General features: G+C 64.2%; 19 protein-coding genes. 13 read left to right on the top strand and 6 right to left on the bottom strand.

Going from position 1 to position 21,775, the window contains the following annotated elements; translation table 11 throughout:
* The first annotated feature begins 354 nt into the window (after positions 1-354).
* The 6 genes from AC0CH3_RS12430 to AC0CH3_RS12405 all read left to right on the top strand — a co-directional run bounded on the left by AC0CH3_RS12430 (position 355) and on the right by AC0CH3_RS12405 (position 6,775).
* A complete protein-coding gene (locus AC0CH3_RS12430) occupies positions 355-1,254 on the top strand; it encodes a hydrogen peroxide-inducible genes activator (RefSeq protein ID WP_465237952.1) in 900 nt (299 codons plus the stop codon).
* Between the two features lie 88 nt (positions 1,255-1,342).
* On the top strand, positions 1,343-3,028 hold the full coding sequence (locus tag AC0CH3_RS12425) for an ABC transporter ATP-binding protein (protein ID WP_354299550.1): 1,686 nt from the start codon (positions 1,343-1,345) through the stop codon (positions 3,026-3,028).
* A complete protein-coding gene (locus AC0CH3_RS12420) occupies positions 3,018-4,109 on the top strand; it encodes an efflux RND transporter periplasmic adaptor subunit (RefSeq protein ID WP_354299548.1) in 1,092 nt (363 codons plus the stop codon). The genes AC0CH3_RS12425 and AC0CH3_RS12420 overlap by 11 nt, the downstream gene beginning before the upstream one ends.
* A complete protein-coding gene (locus AC0CH3_RS12415; protein WP_465237951.1) occupies positions 4,106-5,524 on the top strand; it encodes a TolC family protein in 1,419 nt (472 codons plus the stop codon). Before AC0CH3_RS12420 ends, AC0CH3_RS12415 begins: the two co-directional genes overlap by 4 nt.
* Before the next feature lie 86 nt (positions 5,525-5,610).
* Complete coding sequence (locus tag AC0CH3_RS12410; protein ID WP_354299544.1) at positions 5,611-5,871, top strand: DksA/TraR family C4-type zinc finger protein; 261 nt, start codon at positions 5,611-5,613, stop codon at positions 5,869-5,871.
* A gap of 601 nt (positions 5,872-6,472) precedes the next feature.
* A complete protein-coding gene (locus AC0CH3_RS12405) occupies positions 6,473-6,775 on the top strand; it encodes a hypothetical protein (RefSeq protein ID WP_354299542.1) in 303 nt (100 codons plus the stop codon).
* A 94-nt stretch (positions 6,776-6,869) separates the two neighbouring features.
* Here the strand turns inward: AC0CH3_RS12405 and AC0CH3_RS12400 are convergent, their stop codons facing one another.
* Positions 6,870-7,055 (bottom strand): hypothetical protein, encoded by a 186-nt coding sequence (locus AC0CH3_RS12400; protein WP_354299541.1) that lies wholly within the window; start codon positions 7,053-7,055, stop codon positions 6,870-6,872.
* 552 nt (positions 7,056-7,607) lie between these two features.
* Here AC0CH3_RS12400 and AC0CH3_RS12395 point away from each other — a divergent pair.
* Together AC0CH3_RS12395 and AC0CH3_RS12390 are read left to right on the top strand one after the other, a co-directional pair.
* Positions 7,608-8,519 (top strand): ABC transporter ATP-binding protein, encoded by a 912-nt coding sequence (locus tag AC0CH3_RS12395; protein ID WP_354299539.1) that lies wholly within the window; start codon positions 7,608-7,610, stop codon positions 8,517-8,519.
* Between the two features lie 5 nt (positions 8,520-8,524).
* Positions 8,525-12,112, top strand: a complete 3,588-nt coding sequence (locus AC0CH3_RS12390; protein WP_354299538.1) for an ABC transporter permease/M1 family aminopeptidase — start codon at positions 8,525-8,527, stop codon at positions 12,110-12,112.
* A gap of 271 nt (positions 12,113-12,383) precedes the next feature.
* On the opposite strand, the gene AC0CH3_RS12385 is transcribed toward AC0CH3_RS12390, so the two are convergent.
* Positions 12,384-13,118, bottom strand: coding sequence for a metallophosphoesterase family protein (locus AC0CH3_RS12385; protein WP_465237950.1), 735 nt, complete (start codon positions 13,116-13,118; stop codon positions 12,384-12,386).
* Positions 13,119-13,246: 128 nt separating this feature from the next.
* Positions 13,247-13,645, bottom strand: coding sequence for a RidA family protein (locus AC0CH3_RS12380; RefSeq protein ID WP_354299535.1), 399 nt, complete (start codon positions 13,643-13,645; stop codon positions 13,247-13,249).
* Between the two features lie 155 nt (positions 13,646-13,800).
* On the opposite strand from AC0CH3_RS12380, the gene AC0CH3_RS12375 reads away from it, so the two are divergent.
* On the top strand, positions 13,801-14,397 hold the full coding sequence (locus tag AC0CH3_RS12375) for a TetR/AcrR family transcriptional regulator (RefSeq protein ID WP_354299533.1): 597 nt from the start codon (positions 13,801-13,803) through the stop codon (positions 14,395-14,397).
* Positions 14,398-14,549: 152 nt separating this feature from the next.
* Here AC0CH3_RS12375 and AC0CH3_RS12370 read toward each other — a convergent pair whose 3' ends face one another.
* Together AC0CH3_RS12370 and AC0CH3_RS12365 are read right to left on the bottom strand one after the other, a co-directional pair.
* On the bottom strand, positions 14,550-14,891 hold the full coding sequence (locus tag AC0CH3_RS12370) for a hypothetical protein (RefSeq protein WP_354299531.1): 342 nt from the start codon (positions 14,889-14,891) through the stop codon (positions 14,550-14,552).
* 381 nt (positions 14,892-15,272) lie between these two features.
* Positions 15,273-16,334, bottom strand: a complete 1,062-nt coding sequence (locus tag AC0CH3_RS12365; RefSeq protein ID WP_354299530.1) for a serine hydrolase domain-containing protein — start codon at positions 16,332-16,334, stop codon at positions 15,273-15,275.
* Positions 16,335-16,609: 275 nt separating this feature from the next.
* Between AC0CH3_RS12365 and katG the strand changes: the two genes are divergently transcribed.
* The 4 genes from katG to AC0CH3_RS12345 all read left to right on the top strand — a co-directional run bounded on the left by katG (position 16,610) and on the right by AC0CH3_RS12345 (position 20,901).
* The gene (gene katG, locus AC0CH3_RS12360) at positions 16,610-18,835 is read left to right on the top strand and encodes a catalase/peroxidase HPI (RefSeq protein WP_465237949.1); all 2,226 of its coding nucleotides are present in this window, start codon (positions 16,610-16,612) and stop codon (positions 18,833-18,835) included.
* Between the two features lie 530 nt (positions 18,836-19,365).
* Positions 19,366-19,794, top strand: a complete 429-nt coding sequence (locus AC0CH3_RS12355; protein WP_354299528.1) for a hypothetical protein — start codon at positions 19,366-19,368, stop codon at positions 19,792-19,794.
* The gene (locus AC0CH3_RS12350; RefSeq protein ID WP_354299526.1) at positions 19,791-19,994 is read left to right on the top strand and encodes a helix-turn-helix transcriptional regulator; all 204 of its coding nucleotides are present in this window, start codon (positions 19,791-19,793) and stop codon (positions 19,992-19,994) included. The genes AC0CH3_RS12355 and AC0CH3_RS12350 overlap by 4 nt, the downstream gene beginning before the upstream one ends.
* Position 19,995: 1 nt before the next feature.
* Positions 19,996-20,901 (top strand): alpha/beta fold hydrolase, encoded by a 906-nt coding sequence (locus tag AC0CH3_RS12345; RefSeq protein ID WP_354299524.1) that lies wholly within the window; start codon positions 19,996-19,998, stop codon positions 20,899-20,901.
* 147 nt (positions 20,902-21,048) lie between these two features.
* Here AC0CH3_RS12345 and AC0CH3_RS12340 read toward each other — a convergent pair.
* Positions 21,049-21,775: DUF4262 domain-containing protein (locus tag AC0CH3_RS12340; RefSeq protein ID WP_465237948.1), on the bottom strand; the 727-nt coding region annotated here is incomplete at its 5' end.

The following is a 21,775-nucleotide window of genomic DNA, read 5'->3' as shown; positions in this document are numbered from 1 at the left end:
GTTTTCATCGCCTGTAGCCCCCCTCCGTCGTCGGCAGCGTAGCACGGCATCGGATCATGCCTCCAGTGTCGCTTGTGGGCAAAACTGCTTGGCGGCGCGAAACTCTGAAGAAACCCAAACGGTCATGCGCGCGCCCTTCCCCGCTTCCCGGCTTCAGACACGTCCGACCTACCCCGGGTTCCGGCGCGTTACCGCGTCAGCTTTGGACCTCCATCCGGTCTGGCATCGAGATCCCAGACACGCGGAGCGGCGTCTTTGCCGTGCCCCTTTACGGAATGTCGCTCAAGGCGGCGCATTCGCTCCGTTCAGCACTCCGTTGATGCGTACAAGGACGCTTACCGGATAGCGTGCGCCATGCCTTTCCCCAAAACCACGATTCGTCACCTCAGCTATTTCGTCGCGCTGGCCGAAGCCGGCAACTTCACGCGGGCGGCCGAGCGGATGGGGGTGTCCCAGCCGTCGCTCTCGCAACAGATCCGTGCGCTGGAAACCATCATCGGCGCCGCGTTGTTCGAGCGCGGCGGCCCCGCGATCCTTACCCCGCTGGGACGCGATCTGCTCGACCGGGCACGGCGCATCCTGCTCGACGTTGCCGATCTCGAGGATTTCCGGGCGACATCGGCCGATCCCTTGATCGGCACGATCCGGCTCGGCGTCTCGCCGACGCTCGGCGCCTATCTCTTGCCGGCATTGGTCGCACGATTGCACCGCGAGCACCCGACGCTGCGCGTCCATGTCCGCGAAGGCCTGCCGACCGCGCTCGCGTCCGGACTTGGCACCGGCGTCCATGATCTGATCCTAGCACAATTGCCCGTGTCCGGCGGCGCGTTTCACAGCGAGCGGCTGTTTCGCGAACCGCTATATGTCGCGATGGCATCCGACCACCCGTTGAAAGCCAAGGCGATCATCGCGCCCTCCGACCTGCGCGGCACCAATCTGCTGACGCTGCTGCCCGAATATCGGCTCGCCGAGCAGGTGGCGGCGATCGCGGTCGATGTCGGGGCGAACGTGCTGCGCGACTATGAGGGGACCAGCCTCGACGCGATCCGACAGATGGCGGGCATGGGCATGGGGTTGGCGCTCCTGCCCGAACTCTATGTTCGGCAGGAAATCCGTGAGGGTGACGACGTGGTGGTCCGCAAGATCAAGGGCAGCCGCTATCACCGCGACATCGGCCTGCTGTGGCGCCAGGGCGCCGGTCGCGCGCCCGCCTATGGCGTGATCGCAGACTTGCTACGCGCGGTTTCCGCATAGGATATTCCTATGGAAATCATAAGTCTTACAGCGTTGCTCCAATGTTTTGATTGGGGAATACTCGCCTCGCATCAGACGCGAGGAACACATGGCAGGCGCACATATCGGATGGCGTTCAGCAGCTGGATGGCTGACCGAAATCGTCGGACCCGACATGCCCTATGTCCGTCTCGCGATGGTGTACGGCGTGGCGATCAGCCTGTTGTCGCTCGCCACCCCCATCTCGGTGCAGCTGCTGATCAACAGCGTCGCCAACACCGCGATGCCCGCGCCGCTCTGGACACTGGCTGGCCTCTTGCTCGGGCTGTTGCTGATCGTGGCGGGGCTCAGCGCGATGCGGTTCTGGATGATGGCACTGTTCGAACGCCGGCTGTTCGCGCGCATCGTCGCCGAGATCACCGTCCGCGCGGTGCATGCGCAGAACCCGTTCTTCGCCGACCAGAATCGCGGCGACCTGTTCAATCGCTATTTCGACCTCGTCGTCGTCCAGAAGGCCGTGCCGAGCCTGGTCATCGGCGCGTTCACGATCATCCTGCAATCCGCGGTGGGGCTGATCGTCACCAGCTTCTACCATCCCTTCTTCCTCGCGTTCAACGCGATCCTGCTGCTCGTCATCCTCGCGATCTGGCTGATCTGGTCGCGCGGCTCGATCCGCTCGGCGGTCGCGCTGAGCCATGCCAAGCACGAGGCCGCGCGCTGGCTGGAAAGCGTCGGCGCGTCGAACGGCTTCTACAAATCGAGCCGCCATTTCGATTTCGCGATGGACCGGTCGGAAGCCGTCACCGCCACTTATGTCGAGCGCCACCAGCGCTATTTCCGTTACAGCTTCACGCAGACCGTCGCCTTCCTGCTGCTCTATGCCTTTGCCAGCGCGGCGCTGCTCGCACTCGGTGGCAACCTAATCCTCAGCGGTGAACTGTCGATCGGACAGCTGGTCGCGGCCGAGCTGATCCTCAGCGGCGTCTTCTACGGCGTGTCGCAGCTCGGCTGGTATCTCGATACGCTCTACGATCTGGTGGCGAGCGCGGAGGAATTGTCGCTGCTCTACGCGATCCCGCAGGAGAGCGCGGTCGCCGCCGCGGGACAGTCGCCCGGCGACGGCGCGGTGCGGCTCGACCGCGTCGTGACCGAGGGTGCGCGCTTCGATTTCGAGCTCGCCGCGGGCGAACAGCTCGTCACGCGCGCGGACGACGGGGCCGAGCGGCTGCTGGCGATGGTGCTCAAGCGCCATGTCGTGCCCGAGCGCGGGCTGGTCCTGGTCGGCGGCGCGGACATGGCGACGTTCGACATGTATCTGCTGCGATCCGAGGTGATGGTGCTCGACCGGCCGAGCATCGTCGAGGTCACGATCCGCGAATATCTGACGCTCGCCGCCGCCGCATCGACCTCCACGGTGATGCTCGACGCGCTCGAGACGGTCGGCCTGCGCGACCGCGTCGTCGGCTTGCCGCACGGCCTCGACACGCCGCTGGCGGCCTCGGGCTATCCGCTGTCGATTGGCGAGGTGATGGCGCTGAAGCTCGCCAATGCGCTGCTGGTGCGCCCGCACGTGCTGATGTTGTCGCAGCTCTACGATCTGATCCCGACCAGCCGCCTCGCCGAGGTGCTGCGCCAGCTCAAGGCGGCGGGTACGACGGTCCTGCTGTGCACGGGTCGCCCCGAGGATATCGTGCTCGACGGCTGGTTCCATCTCGAACCCGATCGGCAACGCCGCTTCGACAGTTGCGCGGCGCTGGTCGCCGCGACTCAGCAGGGAGCCGGCCATGCCGTATAAGCCCGATCGCCTCGCGCATTTCCGGACACTCGCCGCGATGCGGGCACCACGGGTGGCATCGGCGGTGGCGTGGATGCTCGTGCTGGGCATCGCGATCGCCGCGGCGATCATGGCGCTGGTCCCCTGGGTGCAGACCGCCAACGGCACGGGGCAAGTGGTCGCGCTCGATCCCGGCGACCGCCAGCAGCAGGTCACCGCGCTGGTGCCGGGCAGGGTCGAGCGCTGGTACGTCCAGGACGGCCAGCACGTCGCGCGCGGCGATCCGATCGCACGCGTCGTCGATCTCGACCCCGACCTGCTCTCACGTCTGGGAGCCGAGCGCGCGCAAGTGCAGGCGGAGATCGCCGCGATCCAGCAGAGTCGCGCGGTCGCGGGAATCGACGTCGCGCGCACCGGGCAGTTGCTCGCCGAAGGGCTCGCCGCCCGCCGCGATTACGAGCAGACGCAGATCAAGGTCGCCGACGCCGGCGCCAAGCTCGCCGAGGCGCGCGCGAAACTCAACCGGATCGACATCCAGCTCAACCGCCAGTCGGCGCAGCTGGTGCGCGCGCCGCGCGACGGCCGCGTCCAGCAACTGAATGCGGCGAGCGGCAGCGCGCTGGTGTCGCCCGGCACGGTGCTCGCGGTGATCGCGCCCGAGCGCGTCGAGCGCGCGGTCGAGCTCTACGTCGATGGCCGCGACATGCCGCTGATCCGCCCCGGTCGCCCGGTGCGGCTCGAGTTCGAGGGCTGGCCGGCGATCCAGTTCAGCGGCTGGCCGTCGGTCGCGCAAGGCATGTTCAACGCGCGCGTTCGCATGATCGATCCCAATGCCGCCCCCGACGGCACGTTCCGCATCCTGGTCGAACCGCGGCCGGGCAAGCCGGGCTGGCCGACCGCCACCTTCGTCCGCCCGGGCGGCAAGGTGCGCGGCTGGGTGCAGGGCGAAACCGTCCTCGTCGGCTACGAACTGTGGCGCCAGCTTAACGACTTCCCGCTCGAATTCGGCCAGCGCGGCGCGGCATCGGCCAAGGCGCAGCCCAAGCCGCCCGCCAAGCCCAGCGCGGACGAAACTGGCAAGGACGGGGACGCCAAGAAATGACGCGGGTCCCCCCTCTTCTCGGCGTCGCTTTCCTGCTCGTCCTGCTGGCACCCGCCGCCGCGTCCGCGCAAAGCACGCCACTGACGCTCGACGAGGTGCTGCGTTCGTCCGCGCGGTCCGCGCCACAGATCGTCGAGGCGCTCGCCAAGGTGCGGCAGGCGGATGGCCGCGCGCTGTCCGCTGAGGGGGCGTTCGACACCGTGTTCGACGTCGACTCAAAGTCCCGCGTCGCGGGCTATTACGACGGCACCGTGGTCGAGGGGCGCGCGACGCGCCCGCTCACCGGCAATGGCGGCTATGTCTATGGCGGCTACCGTGCGTCGCGCGGGACGTTCCCGGTCTATGAGGACCAGGCCTATACCAACAAGCTGGGCGAGGCGAAGGTCGGCGCGCTGTTCGCGCTGCTGCGCGACCGGGTGATCGACGAGCGCCGCACGCGGCGGGCGATCGCCGGCACCGAGATCGACGTCGCGCGGTTCGAGGCGGAGATGGTCGCAATCGGTGTGCAGCGCCGCGCGGTCGACGCCTATCAGGCCTGGGTCGCGGCGGGCCTGCGCCTGCGCGCCTATCGCGACCTGCTGCAACTCGCGGAGCGGCGCCGCAGCGCGATCGGCCGGCTGGTGACGCTCGGTGCACGACCCGAGATCCTGCTCGTCGAGAACGACCAGAATCTCGTCCGGCGTCGCGCGCTGGCGGTGCGTGCAGAACAGGATGTCGCCGGTGCCGCCAATGCACTATCGCTTTACTTGCGCGACGAGGCGGGTGCGCCCGTGACGGTGTCGGACGATCGCATGCCCGCGGATGCCGGCGCGCTCGCCGCTTTATCCGTCGTAGCGACCCGCGCGGGGCCGGTCGAGCGTCCCGACTATCGCGCGGTGCTCGCGCGGATCGACCAGGCGACGTCGCGGCTGGCTCTGGCGGAAAACGACCTGTCGCCGCGGCTCGACCTGCGCGGCGAGGTCGGCAAGGATGTCGGGCCGGTCGGTCTGGGTGGCCCGAACCGGACGCCGCTCGAGGCGGCGATCGGGTTCAAGTTCAGCGTGCCGTTGCAGAACCGCGCCGCCAAGGGCCGCGTCGCCGAGGCGCGCGCCGAGATCGACGCGCTCGGCCAGCGCAGCCGCTTCCTGCGCGACCAGATCAGCGTCGAGGTCCAGGGCATCGTCATCGCAGTCGGCGCAGCCGAACGGCTCGCCGCCATTGCCGACGAAGAGCGTCAACTCGCCGACCGTCTCGCGGCCGCCGAGCGCCGGCGCTTCGAACTCGGATCGGCCGATTTCTTCCTGGTCAATCAACGCGAGGAAACCGCCACCGACGCACGCGTCCGCCTCGTCGACGCGCAGGCGCGGATCGCGTCGGCGCGTGCCGAACTGGCCGCCGCTACCGCAGATCGGGACGCCTTGCGACTTGTCCGCTGACCGCAATTGCACCGACTAGGAAACGTCGCGCTGGCATTGGCGCTGACGCTCCCTGGTCCCCATATGCCGCATGTAAGGAGAGGCATATGGCCGGCGGTTGGACGCGCGATGGCGCGGTTCAGGATCAGATCGATGATTCCGTTGCAGACGCAGTGCTGGCCGCCCGGGCAAGCATGCCAAGCGGAACAAGTGAACCCTTCTGTGCAATCTGCGGCGATGAAATCCCCGAAGGTCGGCGCGAGGCGGTGCCTGGCGTGCGGACGTGCGTCACGTGCCAGAGCGGCCGCGACCGCCCACTGGGCGCGGCATTCAATCGACGCGGCAGCAAGGACAGCCAGCTGCGGTGATCACCGCCGCATGGGTGCGGAGGTCGGCTGACCAGACCCACACCTGGACAATCCCACGTTGATTGCCGCCTTCCAGCTTCAGCCATTTGCCGAGGGTGAGCGCCTCACCGATGTGAGGCGACCATGATCGTTGCGATGGCGTGATACTGCTGAACGGCCAGCGCACGATCCGCTACGGTGTGACCTGGACAATGGTCGAACACAGGGATCGCCAGCGGCCGGACGCGCAAAGACGCCATTTGAATGTCACGGCTGCAGCCGGTGTCGTAGCGACAGGGCTTGTTGCTGGATGACGTGGATCGCCGTCCCGGCGTTCAGCGGCCCCTTGCATCCCGCCTACACGGGCTTGCCGGCAGATCCGGCTACATCGACCAACCAGATGTCCGTCCGCTTCGGCGCGCACCCGGTGATCTCGTCGGAGGGTCCGCAGTCCAGGCACGTGGTTCTCTGGGGTGGCCCATATCCCGGGCACTTCGCTTGTCTGGAAGTGAGCGGAAGCGGCCGTTCGATGCGATCAGCTCCGGAACGTCTGGAATTGGTGGATGGCGGACGAGCGTGTTTGCGGCTGGATCATAGTCAAACCTGCCGCTAAATCTAACCGATGGACTTTTCCGGCCTCATCGTGCTTCCGCTCGCTGCGCTAATCACTGCCTGCTGGATCGTTGGCGCGGCAGTCCTGTCAAAGAATGGTCCAGGCTTTCGAGCACCATTTCTCCTATCCTACGGCTTTGGCGTGATCTTCATGGAGCCATGGAAGATCGCGGCATGGCAAGAACTCGGTATGTTCGCGATTATGCTGGTAATGCTCGCGCTTTGGGTTGCGGCCGGATGCGTCGTTGGCGGCATTCCTGCTGCGCTGATCGTCGCACTCGCGACGAAGTTGCGGCAACGCTTCGGGCATTAAGGAACGGCAGCTTACTGATGCACGCATACCGGCATGTTACGTCCGACTTTGGGCGGAAGCGGAATGACCGAGATTGGTGGGAAGCGGACGTTCGTTAGAACAGGCCTGACTGTCCGGTCGCAAGCTTCTCCACGGCGTTTCCGACCACGATGAACACACCGATCCCGGCTCCGCACCACGCCGCCAACCGCTTGTTTCGCCTGTAAACCAGCACCAGCAGCAGCGGCACACCAAACAGGACAACGATGGCCACGGCCAAGTCAGCCAGCGAAATTGGCATCCATTTTCCCTTCGTAGCTAACCCTGCCAACTCGAGCGAATGTCTGCAATTGGGCGAAAGCGAAAGGGCGGCTTTGGAAAGGAATGCGGGCGGGCGTCTTTCAAAGCGGCACCCCGGGAAAACTGCGATCGAATGCGCCCGCAAACAACATCTGCCCTTCGTGCGTGCGGATACCCGGGCTACTTGCCGTTCGCTGGCTGACGCAGTGTCCGTGAATTTCGCATCAGAAATGGCGCCGAGATGCGGGCCTACCAGTTTACGCCCGCTCTACCCGACGCTGCCAGTTCTGGCGTTCAGTACACGAGGGCGTATGCCAATAAGAAGCCCCAGTATCCATAATGTTAGGGCTCCTTGAACGTGATCAGACCGGGCGGCGAACAGCCGTCTCGCAAACCAGCCTGCACTTCATCCCGAGCGGCCTTCCGTCGACCGTTCCGATAATGCCTCACACGACTGCGACGTCGGCGCTCGAGTGTGCGCATCATTAATCAAGATCAGCCTGCTTTACATCGACAACACACCTGATAGCTTGTCCCCGACGGGGGATCATCAATGCTCGAACTTACCAATGTCACGCATGTGTATGCCAATGGCACGCGAGCGCTCGACGATGTGACGCTTAGCGTGCCCAACGGGATGTTCGGGCTGCTCGGGCCCAACGGCGCGGGCAAGTCGACGCTGATGCGGACGATCGCCACGTTGCAGACGCCGACCGCCGGCACGATCCGGTTCGGGACGATCGACGTGATCGCCAATCCCGAGGCTTTGCGCGAAACGCTAGGTTACCTGCCGCAGGATTTCGGCGTGTACCCGCGGGTATCCGCCTATGACATGCTCGATCACATGGCTGTGCTGAAAGGCATCGCCTCGGCTCGCGAGCGCAAGGAAACGGTCGAGACGCTGCTCAACCAGACCAACCTCTGGAGCGTCCGCAAGAAGGCGATCGCGGGGTTTTCGGGCGGCATGCGGCAACGCTTCGGTATCGCGCAGGCGCTGATCGGCAACCCCGCGCTGATCATCGTCGACGAACCGACCGCAGGCCTTGACCCCGAGGAGCGCAACCGTTTCCTCAATTTGCTGGCCGAGATCGGCGAGAACGTCGTCGTGATCCTGTCGACGCATATCGTCGAGGACGTCGCCGACCTGTGCCCGCGCATGGCTGTCCTGGCGGCGGGACGGATCCAGCTCGAGGGCGCGCCCCTCGACCTGATCGAACGCACCCGCGGCAACGTGTGGGCAAAGACGATCGGACGCGACGAACTCGACCAAAGCCGCCTGCGGTACGAGGTGATCTCGACGCGGCTGTTTGCCGGTCGGACGATCATCCACATCCTGTCCCCCGAGGATCCGGGCGACGGCTTCACCGCCGCGCGGGGCGGTTTGGAAGACGTGTATTTCTCGACCCTCGCGCGGTCGCGGCGCGTACCGGCGGCAGACACTCCCTCCTCCGCCATCGCGGCCTGAGCGCCATGTTCGGCCAGATCGCCCGCTTCGAGCTTCGCTATCAACTGCGCAACCCGGTCTTCTGGACCGTCGCGATCCTGTTTTTCCTGCTGACCTTCGGCTCGATGACGATCGACCAGATCAAGATCGGCAGCGGCGCCAACATCCACAAGAATGCGCCGATGGCGGTGGCGCAGGTCCATCAGATCATGTCGATCTTCTTCATGTTCGTGACCACCGCGTTCGTCGCGAACGTGATCGTTCGCGACGACGAGAGCGGGTTCGGACCGATGGTGCGATCGACCCGCGTCGCCAAGTTCGACTATCTGATGGCGCGCTTCCTTGGCGCATTCGCCGCGGCGGCGCTGGCGTTCGCCGCGATCCCGCTGGCAATCTGGCTTGGCTCGCTGATGCCGTGGGTCGATCAGGAGACGCTAGGACCGAACCGGCTGCACGACTTCGCCTATGCGTATTTCCTGCTGGCACTGCCCAACGTCTTCCTGACCGCGGCGATCTTCTTCGCGGTGGCGACGATGACGCGGTCGATGATGTATTCCTATCTCGGCGTCGTCGTGTTCCTGATGCTGTATCTGGCGCTGAACTCGATCCTGCGCTTCAAGCCGGAATGGCGTGCGACGGGAAGCTATTTCGAGCTCTTCGGCATCGGCGCGCTCAGCACCACGACGCGCTATTGGACCGCGAGCGAGGCCAATAACGGGCTGCCTGCCTTTGCCGGGGTGCTGCTGTGGAACCGCGTGATCACGATCGGCGTCGGGCTGGTGGCGATGGCCATCGCCTATGCACGCTTCTCGTTTGCCGAACGCGGCGTGTCCAAGCGCAGACTGCGCAAGCAGCAGCGCGCGACGACGAAGCTTGCCGCGACCCCACCGCTCACGGTCGATCGCTTGCCCGCTGCCAGACCGTCCGAAGCGAACTGGACGCGGATGTCCGCGCGGTGCCGGTTCGAGATGGCGTTGGTGTTCCGCAGCCCGGCGTTCGTCGTGTTGATGCTGATCGGGTTGTTCAACACGCTGGGGGGGATGCTGTTCGCCAACGAGATGTTCGGTGCGCCGATCCGCCAGCTGACGTTCGCCGTGATCGCCACGCTGGAGGGGACGTTCAGCATCATCCCGCTGATCATCGCGATCTATTATTCGGGCGAACTGGTGTGGCGCGACCGCGAACGCGGGATGCACGAGATCGTTGATGCAACCTCGCTGCCCAACTGGGCCTATCTGGTGCCGAAGGTGCTCGCGATCACCGGCGTCCTGTTCGCGACCGCGGTGATGGCGGCGCTGACCGCGTGCGTCGTCCAGCTCGCACGCGGGCAGACCGACCTCGCGCTTGGTCAGTATCTCGCCTGGTGGGTGCTGCCGATGACAGCGGACGCGGTTATCCTCGCGATCCTGGCGGTCGTGGTACAGGCGCTCAGCCCCAACAAATATGTCGGATGGGCGATCATGGTCGTCTATCTCGTCGGCACGATCACGCTGACCAACATGGGATTCGAACACCCGCTCTATCAATATGGCAGCACCGGCACGGTGCAGCTGTCGGACATGAACGGGGCGCAAATCGGCGGACCGCGCGCATGGTGGCTCCGGCTGTATTGGGGCTCGGTCGCGCTGGCATTGTGCGTTGTCGCGCACCTGCTCTGGCGGCGCGGCACGGAGACCCGGCTCCGCGTGCGTCTCGCCCAGCTACCCCGGCGGTTGCTCGGAACGCCCGGTGTCGTGCTGGCCGGAGCGCTGTTCGCGACGGCGGCGAGCGGTGCGTATCTGTATCACGACATGAACGTCATCAACCGCTATCGTACCACACAGGATGGCGAGGCCCGACTGGCTCAATACGAGAAGAAATATCTCCGATACGCCACGCTGAAGCAGCCCTCGGTCACCGACATGCGCCTCAACGTCGCGCTCTATCCCGATCAGCGTCGGATGGAGTCGAGCGGCACCTATGCCTTCGTCAACGATACCGGCGCCCCCCTGTCCGACCTGCACGTCCGGCTGATGGACGACCAGACGCAGCTGGGCAAAATCGTCATTCCCGGCGCGCGACTGGTGATGGACGACCGCGATCTTCACTACCGCATCTACCGGTTCGCGACGCCGCTCGCGCCCGGCGCACGCGGCACCATGGCGTTCCAGGCGACGCGGTGGCAGCGTGGGCTGGTCGCCAACAACGACGACACGCGCGTCGTCGGCAACGGGACGTTCCTGCAGAACGACGAATTCGCGCCACAGATCGGCATGCGGCAGAACGGCCTGCTGCAGGACCGCGCGAAGCGGCGCAAATACGGCCTGACGCCGGTGCTGCGCCCTGCGAAGCTAGAGGATCGTTCGGCGCAGGCGCGCAATCTGATCAACAATGCGCCGTGGGTCCGCTCCGACATCACCGTCTCGACGATCGCCGGCCAGGTCCCGGTGGCGCCGGGCCGCAAGGTTGCCGACACGACCGCGGGAGGGCGCAGAACCGCGAGGTTCGTATCGACCGCGCCGATCCTCGCCTTCTTCTCCGTCCAGTCCGCCGCCTATGCCGAACGCTCGCGGACCGTCGACGGCACGCATCTGACGGTGTTCTACGACCCGCACCATGCGTTCAACGTCGACCGCATGCTCAACGCGATGCAGCGCTCGCTCGCCTATTACCGCGCGAATTTTGGACCTTATCAATTCGACTATGCGCGCATTCTCGAATTCCCTGGCTATGCGAGCTACGCGCAGGCGTTCGCGGGCACGATCCCCTATTCGGAGCGCATCGGCTTCGTCGCCGACACGCGCGATCCCCACAAGATCGACTATGTCAGCTACGTCACCGCGCACGAACTGGGGCATCAATATTGGGGCCATCAACTGGTCAGCGCCGACATGCAGGGCGGGTCGATGCTGGTCGAGACCATGGCGCAATATTCCGCGCTGATGGTGATGAAGCACCAATATGGCGAGGACAAGATCCGTCGTTTTCTGAAATACGAACTCGACAGCTACCTGCGGTCGCGCGGCGGCGACGTGGTAGAGGAAGTGCCGCTCGATCGGGTCGAGAACCAGGGCTATATCCATTACCGCAAGGGTTCGCTGGTCATGTACCTGTTGCAGGACCGTCTCGGAGAAGCGCGCGTTAACGCCATGCTGCGCGGTCTGCTCGCCCGCTATCGTTTCAAGGGAAAGCCCTATCCACGTTCGCTCGATCTGGTAGCGGGCTTCCTGTCGCTGGCCCGCACGCCCGGCGAACGTCAACTCGTGCTCGACCTGCTGGATCGCATCACGGTGTACGACCTGAAAACCACCAGTGCGGTCACGCATAAGCTGCCCGACGGTCATTTCGAAACCGTGCTGACGATCGACGCCGCCAAATTCTACGCGAACGGAACCGGCGTCGAAAAGGCATCGCCGCTTGCCGATACGATCGACGTCGGCGTCTTCGACCAGCGCCCCGGCTTCGGGAGCTTCGCAGCGACGGACGTGATCGCGAAGGTCCGTCGACCGATCGTCTCGGGCGTACAGACCATCCGTATCGTGACACGGAAGAAGCCGGCCTTTGCCGGGATCGATTCGTACAACATGTATGTGGACCGGAATGGCGACGACAATGTCGTCGCCGTTACCTCCTGACGCGGCCTGCTCGTTGTCGTCCCAACCTGCCCCCGGGCGTTGCTCGAAGAGCAACCTGCGCGACGCAGCGGCTCGCTCTCCTGACAGGCTGACAGTAGCGCCCCGCTACCGCCCGCAGATGCTGAATGCGCCGACGACAGCACCGCTGCGCGAGACGCCGATTGCTATAGAAGACATAGCGCGGCACCGCCTTTTCCGAACACGATCGAATTCCCAGGATCCACACGGCTACCCGAAACCCGTTTCGCATCGAGAAATAAGATATTCCGCGCTAGACCCGACCGGTCCGTAAAGCTCCGGAACAGTCGGTACGAGCATTCGCCTCGGCGTCACGGGCAGCCTGTTCCCAGTCATAATCGACGGATAGAAGCTCTGCCATCCAGCCAGCACCCTCGTTGGACAAGACGGCGTAGCGTGCGTGCGGCGATCCGCTTTCTGCGCGGTGAGCGTGGGGTCGATCATCGGCATATGCCGGAAGACCGACGCTTCCTGGGTTCATGATCATGCGCCCGTCGTCGAGCGTCATCACTCGTTGGATATGCGTATGGCCGCAGAGGATCACAGCCACATCTGTAGGTCCCGCACGGTGTTGGACTTCCTCGCGCGTGGCCTCACGAAGCCCCTCCTCTGTCACCGTCTCGAGAAAGTAGGTCAGGTCGCTGTCCGGCGTGCCATGAACCAGCAGCACATCCCTGGACAGGCGCATGGTCGTGGGCAACGCTGCTAGCCACGCAAGCTGTTCAGCGCCCAGCTGGTCGAAGGCGTGGCGATCGGACAATCCCATCCGCTCAGGAGGCTGTTCCATAAGCTGACGTTCGTGATTCCCGCGTATCGTCGGCAATCGCAGAGGCATCAGTCGGTCGGCCGTTTCACGCGGGAATAGGCCCCCCGAGCAGATGTCCCCGAGGTTCACGATCTGGCCGACTCGCCGAGAGGTGATATCGGCGAGAACTGCATCAAGCGCCGCGACATTCCCGTGGATGTCCGAAATCACAGCAATTTTCATTACGGACCTATAACGATCTCGTCATTCGATCGTAACCCCCGCGGTCCGGCATCTTCAGACCTCAGCCCGGCTTCCCGCTCAGGCAATTGTCTAACGGCCATTTCCCTGGGGTCCCTTATCCCCGTCGATCACTCGTGCGTCGGAATGCGAGCGATCACCTTGATTTCGAAATCGAACCCCGCAAGCCAATTGACCCCGAGAGCCGTCCAGGCCGGATAAGGTTTGCGTTCGAAGAACTCACGCTTGACGGCCATGATCGTGTCGAACTGCCGCTCGGGATCGGTGTGGAACGTCGTGACGTCCACAATGTCGTCAAACCCGCATCCCGCGGCCAGCAGGGTGGCTTCCAGATTGGCAAACGCAAGGCGAACCTGCGCCTCGAAGTCGGGTTCGGGCGAACCATCCTCGCAGCTGCCGACCTGCCCCGAGACGAACAGAAGAGTGTCCGACCGTATCGCGGCCGAATAGCCGTGGGCGTCGTAGAGCGCGTGCCGGTTGGCAGGAAACACTGCTTCGCGCTGGACCATGCTATCATTCCTTCGGGTATTGGGGGCAACAAAAGCAGCCTCTGGCCGCTCGACCTTTAGACATAGCTGGATAATCCGGATACGCCGCGTATATGAAAACATCAATCAGACGCTGCGTCAATTGATATACGCAGCGTATGTGAAAGGGTATTCAATTGGCAGCGAAACGCCGCGTTGAAACGATGGAAGAAAACCGCGCCAAGCTCATCGGTGCGGCACGCAGGGCGTTTGCCGCTTCGGGTTTCGCAGGCGCGTCGATGGACGATCTGACTGCAGAGGTCGGACTGACCCGGGGTGCGCTCTATCACGGCTTTGGCGACAAGAAGGGTCTGCTGGCTGCCGTCGTTGCGCAAGTCGACGGCGAGATGGCGGCACGCGCGCAACGCGCGGGGTCCGATGCGGCGACCGGTTGGGAGCGCCTGATCGCCGAAGGCGAGGCCTATATCGAAATGGCGCTCGATCCGGAGGTCCGACGGATTGTGCTGCTGGACGGCCCGGCCTTCCTGGGCGACCCCGCGACATGGCCGAGCCAGAATGCGTGCCTTGCCGTCACCGAGCAGGCGGTCGCCAAACTGATCGCCGAGGGGGTCATGCAGACGGTCAATGTCGAAGCCGCGTCACGCCTCCTGAGCGGTGCGGCGTTCAATGCCGCGCTTTGGGTTTCCTCCAGCGAGACGCCGCAAACTGCCCTACCGCAGGCGATCGCCGCGTTCCGGCTGATGGCGGAGGGCTTGCTGGCAAAGCGGGGCTAGCGTGACGATGATCCGGCGCTGTGCATCTCTTCCAGGAACTCCCCGATTAGGAACCTTGGCGGGTAAGTCGGCAGGGCGATCACGCCGATAGCCCCCTAACCAAGATCTCGACCCGTTTCTGCGCGTCGAGATCATGGCTCTGCGTCTACGACCTATTCTTCAGGTCCGCTCCGCGACGTGTCGAGGTCGATATCCTCCCCCGGATTGCCACCACCCGCGCCCGCTCCACTGCCGTGGACTTCACCGGTCTTGTTGTCGATATATGCGCGCTTGCCAGCCTCGGGCGGAATGTCCCTGCCGTCAGCCGTATCGGCTGGGTCAGCACCAGGCGCACGGTCCCTGTTCTGCAGATGCCGCTCGGCGGCGTGGTTCACGCTATCGTACTCGTCGCCCGAATACCCGTCCCCTTTGCCGAAACCGTCCTCGACAGGGTTTGCATCCCTGGATTTTACCCGGACATTTTCGTTAGGCTTCGGCGTGCTGTCGTCAGTCATGGCAACCTCTCAGTGCTGTCGGTGACCAACGCACAAGCGACATAAAGCTCCACGACTGTGGTGAAGGCTTTTTCAGTTGCGGTCCGAGCACGCCAGCGCCTTCGCGGTCGAACCACAGGTCGATGCCACCGAGCAGCTGCCGTGCCTCGGCAAAAAATAGCGTGATTGCGGAAGGATCCGAACGTCGACCGGCGATCACCCGCTGCTTCCCGGCGAGCGTATGATCAGTGCTCAGTAGCCCCTGCCCGAGGCGCTGGCCTCTAGATCTGGCGGGCGAAGACGCGGTCGCGCTGGAGGGGCTGTCCCGTCATTTTGCATCTCACGACCTCATCAAACTTCGACTGGCTGTGGAATGCTACCGTAGCCCATCCGGCATATATCTCACGATGCGCCCCGCTCGGCAGCGGGCACGACCGCGTTCTCCACGATGCTATGCAGCGCATCGATATGGCCTGTGTCTCGCGCGCCATTCGGGTCCGACGTCATGACGACCGTCAGTCTCAGATCGGGGATGACATAGACCATCTGGCCCCCATAGCCCCAGGCGAACCGCACGGGATGCCCCCGCATCTCGGTGAGGAACCAGCCATAGCCATATTCCTTCCCGCTCCACGGTGAGACGGCGCGCGGTGTCCAGCTTTGCTCGATCCATTGAGCGGGGAGGATGCGCCGACCATCGGCAATCCCACCTAGCCGATAGAGCTCGCCGAACCGGGCAAGCGCGCGCGGTGAGAGTTTCATTTCGTTGCCACCAAAGTAGATGCCCTGCGGGTCACCCGGCCAGGCCGGGATCGCGATCCCAAGCGGCTCACCAAGCCATTCGCGCGCGTTGGCAAGCGTGCTCTTCCCGGTCGCCCGCGTCAGCATCGCCGAGAGCAGATGGGTAGATCCGGTGGAGTAGAGCATCGCCGTACCCGGATCGGCGACGAACGGACGGGCGAGCGCGAAGCGTACCCAATTGGGGCTGGATACCCAGCGGCCGTAATTCTCGCCCGAAGTTCGCTCGAGCCCGGCTTGCATCGACAGGAGGTTGCCGATGGTCACCCTGGCCAGTCGTGGGTCGGGGTCCGCCGGCGCGTCACGCTTGAGTAACGGCAGCACCGGCTGGTCGACGCCGTCGAAGACACCGCGTTGCACGGCGATGCCGACCAGTGCGGACATCACAGACTTCGACGCTGACTTTATGTTGACCGGCCGGTCGAGCGGAGGACCGTCGTTGAATACACGCGCCGTCAGCGTCTGTCCGTCGCGAAGGACAAGGAGCGAACGAAGTCGCGGGAGCGCGGATGCCCTGACCTGCATGTCGCGCATCAACGCGGCATCGAGCCCTTCCGTGCGCGAACTCACATCTGGGTTCGGGGTAGTTGAACCCGCCGACGATGCTGGTCCGTCGCAGGCGGCAAGGACGATGAGCAGAGGAAGAATGAGGCGCATCGGCATCATGTTGCACGTCAGGCTGACCTTACAACCCCCAGGCTCCTCTGGTCTCACGCTGCCGCGATTAACGATGCATAGCGCTGGTGAACTTGAACGATCGATTGGGATGCAACGCGTTGCGCGAACGCAACGTTCGTTGTGACTGACTCACAGGGGTCAAACTTCCGGCCTGTGATCGACTTAGATGATGGCTCTCTCCCGAATAATCGATTGGACAAATCTACGGTGGATCCGGCATCTTGCCAGCACGATGGTAAAACTCATTGAGAGAGGACGCCAAGATGGCCGATTACGAACAGCCTAAGGCAAGCGGTTGCCCGATGGGCCCCCAGGGTGGCGGCGAGGTTAAGGCCCGCTCGCTGCTGGGTCGCACGAACAAGGATTGGTGGCCCGATGCGCTGCCGATCGACATGCTGCATCAGCACGGCGTCTCTCCCGACCCGATGGGCGAGGAGTTCGACTATGCCGAGTCGTTCAAGCAGCTCGACTATGCCGCGCTCAAGGCGGACCTGACGGCGCTGATGACCGACAGCAAGGCCTGGTGGCCTGCCGACTATGGCCATTATGGGCCGTTCATGATTCGCATGGCATGGCACGCCGCTGGTACCTACCGGGTGACCGACGGCCGCGGCGGGTCGTCGTCGGGCCAGCAGCGGTTCGAGCCGCTCAACTCATGGCCAGACAACGGCAACCTCGATAAGGCGCGTCGCCTGTTGTGGCCGCTCAAGCAGAAATACGGCAAGAACATCAGCTGGGCCGACCTCTTCATCCTAGCCGGCAACGTCGCGATCGAGAGCATGGGTGGCCCGGTGTTCGGCTTCGCCGGCGGCCGCAAGGACGTCTTTGCGTCCGAGGGCGATACCTTCTGGGGCGCAGAGGAACTCTGGGTCAACGAGGGTGCGCAGACGCGCATCAGCGAGGACATGCCCGAGCTCGAAGGGCCGCTGGCCGCAATCCAGATGGGCCTCATCTACGTCAACCCCGAGGGCCCGGGCGGTGAGCCCGACGCGCTCAAGTCCGCGCGCGACATGAAGGCGACGTTCCAGCGGATGGCGATGAACTCCGAGGAAACCGTTGCGCTGACCGCGGGCGGCCACGCCTTTGGCAAGGCGCACGGTGCCAAGCCCGCGCCGCATTTCAAGAGCCCGTCCTCGGAGTCGGTTCATATGCAGGGCCTCGGCTGGCTGACCGACAGCGAGGAGATCGGCCAGGGCCATATCACGACCTCGGGGATCGAGGGCGCATGGTCGAACAACCCGACCAAGTGGACCGGCGACTATCTGCGTCTGCTGTTCAAGTACGAGTATGAGCTGACCGAGAGCCCGGCCGGTGCGAAGCAGTGGCAGCCGGTCAACCCCGAGCCGGAGGACATGGCACCCGACGCACGCGACCCCAACAAGCGCGTGCCGACGATGATGACCACGGCCGACATGGCGCTGAAGGTCGACCCCGAGTTCCGCGAGATCGCGCTCCGGTTCCGCGACGACCAGTCCGCGCTTGACGATGCGTTCGCGCGCGCCTGGTTCAAGCTGACGCACCGCGACATGGGGCCCAGGGTCCGCTATCTCGGACCCGAGGTTCCCGAAGAGACGTTGATCTGGCAGGATCCCGTTCCCGAGGGCACCGCCCCGTCGGACGCCGACGTCGCGGCGTTCAAGGATGCCGTGCTGGCGAGCGGGCTGACGATCGGCCAGCTGGTCAAGACGGCCTGGGCGTCGGCATCGAGCTATCGCCGGTCGGACCATCGCGGTGGTGCAAACGGCGCACGGATCGCGCTCGCGCCGCAGAAGGACTGGCCGGTCAACGAGCCCGAGCAGCTCAGCCAGGTATTGGCCAAGCTGAACGCGTTGCGGGGCAGCATGTCGCTCGCCGACGCCATCGTGCTGGCGGGTTCGGCAGCGGTCGAGAAGGCAGCGCGCGATGCAGGTCACGACGTGACGGTCCCGTTCCTCGGCGGCCGCGGCGACGCGACGCAGGACTGGACCGATGTCGAGAGCTTCGTGTGGATGGAGCCGCAGGCCGACGGGTTCCGCAACTACCTGAAGACGCGTCACCCGGTGAAGACCGAGGAGCTGCTGCTCGACAAGGCCTCGCTGCTCGGCTTGTCCGCCCCGGAGATGACGGTACTGGTCGGTGGCCTGCGCGTGCTCGGCGCCAACTTCGGTGATGCGCCCGATGGCGTACTGACCAACCGTCCGGGGCAGCTGACGAACGACTTCTTCGTCAACCTGCTCGACAACGACACGTTCTGGGATCTGGTCGATACGTCGAGCGACGAAAAGTTCATCGGCTATGATCGTGGCGGTCGCGAGAAGAAGTGGCAGGCGACGCGCACCGACCTGATCTTCGGCTCGAACTCGCAATTGCGCGCGACGGCCGAGGTCTATGCCGAGAACGGTCACGAGAAGAAGTTCGTGCGCGACTTCATCCGTGCCTGGGTCAAGGTCATGAACGCCGACCGCTTTGACGTCACGGCCAAGCCTGTGTCGTCGAACCAAGCGACGTAAGCTACGTTGGTGGGCAGATAGGCCGTGATGGATCTGGACAAGTTTCCAGCGTCGCGCGGCTTATCTGCCACTGACCCTGGCTATGAGACAGACCCTGATCCGTCCATTATCCGTAGCCCGTAAGCCCTGCATCATGAAGGCAGAACGGGTTACTTTGCAGCGACAAGCCTTTATCGCGCTCGCGCGCGACTTCGTCGCCAGGCGGCTCGCACAGCCTTTATCCTGCTCGTGCCCGACAGCGCAGCGCGCCGCGGGCTCGTCGCCAGGCATTCCGACGCCGCGACAATCGCGGGCACCAGCGACTTCACCCATCGGCGGTCAATCTGCGCGTTCGAGCAGGCTCGATGGCCCTTATGAACGACCGGCTCTGGTCGATACCCGCCTTACCGCGCACCTCAGCGGCCTGACCCAGACACGGACATTCGCGCGCTATTGGTGAAGGCGCAGCTACAAGCTGTGGAAAGCCTACTTGACGTAAAGCGTACTTTCCATGACAAGCTTCCTTCACAACGAATCGAAGGGGCTTCACCATGACTACCAACGGCGCAACCGTCCGCTACCGAGACCCCGCGACCAGGCGCTATAACCGGCGGATGATCGTCGCGATGCTCAGCTACATCGTCTTGCTGATCGGCGTGCAGCGCGGCTTCCCCCTCGATGCGATGGACGGCCCTGCCCGCTGGGTGCTGGCGGCACTGCCCGGCCTGCCGATCGCGGCCGTCTTCTGGCTGATCGGCGCCATGATCCTCGACATGCACGACGAATATCTACGGCTTCTCGAGGTGCGCAAGGCGATGATCGCGACCGGCGTGACCATGACCGTCGTATCCATTCTGGGGTTCCTCGAGATGCTGGGTGGCGCGCCCCATCTGCCGCTCTTCTACGTGCCTGTGCTGTGGTTCGGATCACTGGGTGTCGGACAGTGCGCCAACATGCTGATCGAGCGTCAGCGGTCGTGATCAATCACCTGCGTGCGCTACGTGCGGCTCGCGGATGGTCGCAACAACATCTCGCCGATCTGCTGGAAGTGAGCCGGCAGAGTGTCAATGCGATCGAGACCGGCCGCTATGACCCATCGCTTCCGCTCGCTTTCAAGCTCGCCGAACTGTTCGACCTCGCCATCGAAGACGTCTTCGTCAGCCCTACAAAGGAGCAATAACATGATCCGACACCTCGGTTTGCGCATCGCTGCATCCGCCATGGCTCTCGGCAGCGCGTTCCTTCCCGTTGCAACCCAGGCCGCTGCATCCACCCCGATCATGCAGATGCCCCACATTTCCGTGGTTTCCATCGGCAAGGGCACGCCCGTCATCCTGATCCCCGGCCTGTCGAGCCCCCGAACCATTTGGGACGGCGTGGTACCCGGTCTTGCCAGGAACCACCGCGTCTACCTGGTGCAGGTCAACGGTTTTGCCGGCGATGCCCCGGGTGCGAACCTGTCGCCTGGCATACTCGACGGCATCGTCGAGGACCTCCATACGCTGATCGCGCGCGAGACGATCACCGGCACCGCGATCGTCGGGCATTCGATGGGCGGGCTCGTCGCGCTCAAGTTGGCGGAAAAGCATCGGGCCGATCCCGGCCGGATCATGATCGTCGACGCACTGCCTTTCATCGGCACGCTCTTTTCGCCCGCCGCGACGGTCGCCATGGTCGAGCCGCAGGCCAGGGCGATGCGCGACGTGCAAGTGGCCAGCTATGGCAAACCTGTCAGCGACGCGGCCGCGCAGGCGATTGCGGATCGGCTGGCCTTAAAGCCGGTCGCGCGTGCGCTGGTGTCGAGCTGGGCCAAGGCCGCCGATCCGCGCGTGTCCGGCGCTGCGATGTACGAGGACATGACCAGCGACCTGCGCCCGGTAATGAAGACGATCGCGACGCCGATCACGCTGGTCTATCCCTGGTCTGTCGGCGGACCCACCAAGCCGCAGGCGGATGCCCTGTATCGCGGAGCGTACAAGGACACGCCGCATGTCACCTTCGTCGATATCGGCGAGGCCGGGCATTTCGTGATGCTCGATCAACCGGTAGCGTTCGAGGAGGCGGTCGGTGCGTTCCTGTTGCATTGAGATATCGCGAAACGCACGTAACGAAAATGGCGCGTGATTGAGCAGGTCGCGAACGGCTGCGGCGGAGCGGGTTTCCGCGACAGCCATGGACAGGAATGGCCGGAATTGATGGTGAGGCGACCGGCAGCTTTCAAGCGCAAACCTCGATTAGCTGCCGTTGAAAGGCTCCTCTAGCTCTTTAATCCAACCGCGTTCCGACAGGTCAGGTTGGAGACTCGCGAGCGCTTCGTTGAAGCCACGTTCCCACGGGAACCGTCCAGCGCCATCGGCCCACACGAGTTGAACCGTCGGGAACTCGGTCCCTCGGTAAAACCATTCACTCGACCGTAGATATTTGACCCCGGCGTCTCGCTTCACCGGAAGGAGGTATACCGCCTTGTTAGACAAAACGCCCTTGATCGGCTGGCCAACACTAAACCGATGGCCCGCCCGCAATTTCTCGATCATTTGCGCAAACACATCGTGGGCTAGCTGTGGCGGGAAGTCGAACACGACTACTTCCGGCTGTTCGACGGCGAGCCAAAACCCGGTCGTATAGCTGAAAGCAGGATCGCCATTATCGTCGGACCCGACAGAGGTCGTCTGCCAGCCATGTTCCTGAACCCGACCAATCAGCTCCACTTCGTAAGCCTTAGGGTTCGAGGGCGGATCGCTGATGACGGTCGTGGACGGCGGCATAGCTGATGTATGTAGCCCAAGCCTAACGTCCGCAATTGGGAAAGGCAACTTGGCTGGCGAACGACCGACTTGGGGCGATAGCGGGCGTTCGCACAGGCACTGTGACGGATGTCCGGTGATGGTGATGGGGTGGACGCCCCCCGACTGCATCGATGTGCGATAGTGGAGGTGTTGAACACCACTGAGGGAGGCGTCC

The organism is Sphingomonas sp. AC449, from assembly GCF_979253475.1.
The sequence above is the reverse complement of the archived record's forward strand: the minus strand, read 5'-3'. Positions and strand labels throughout refer to the sequence as shown.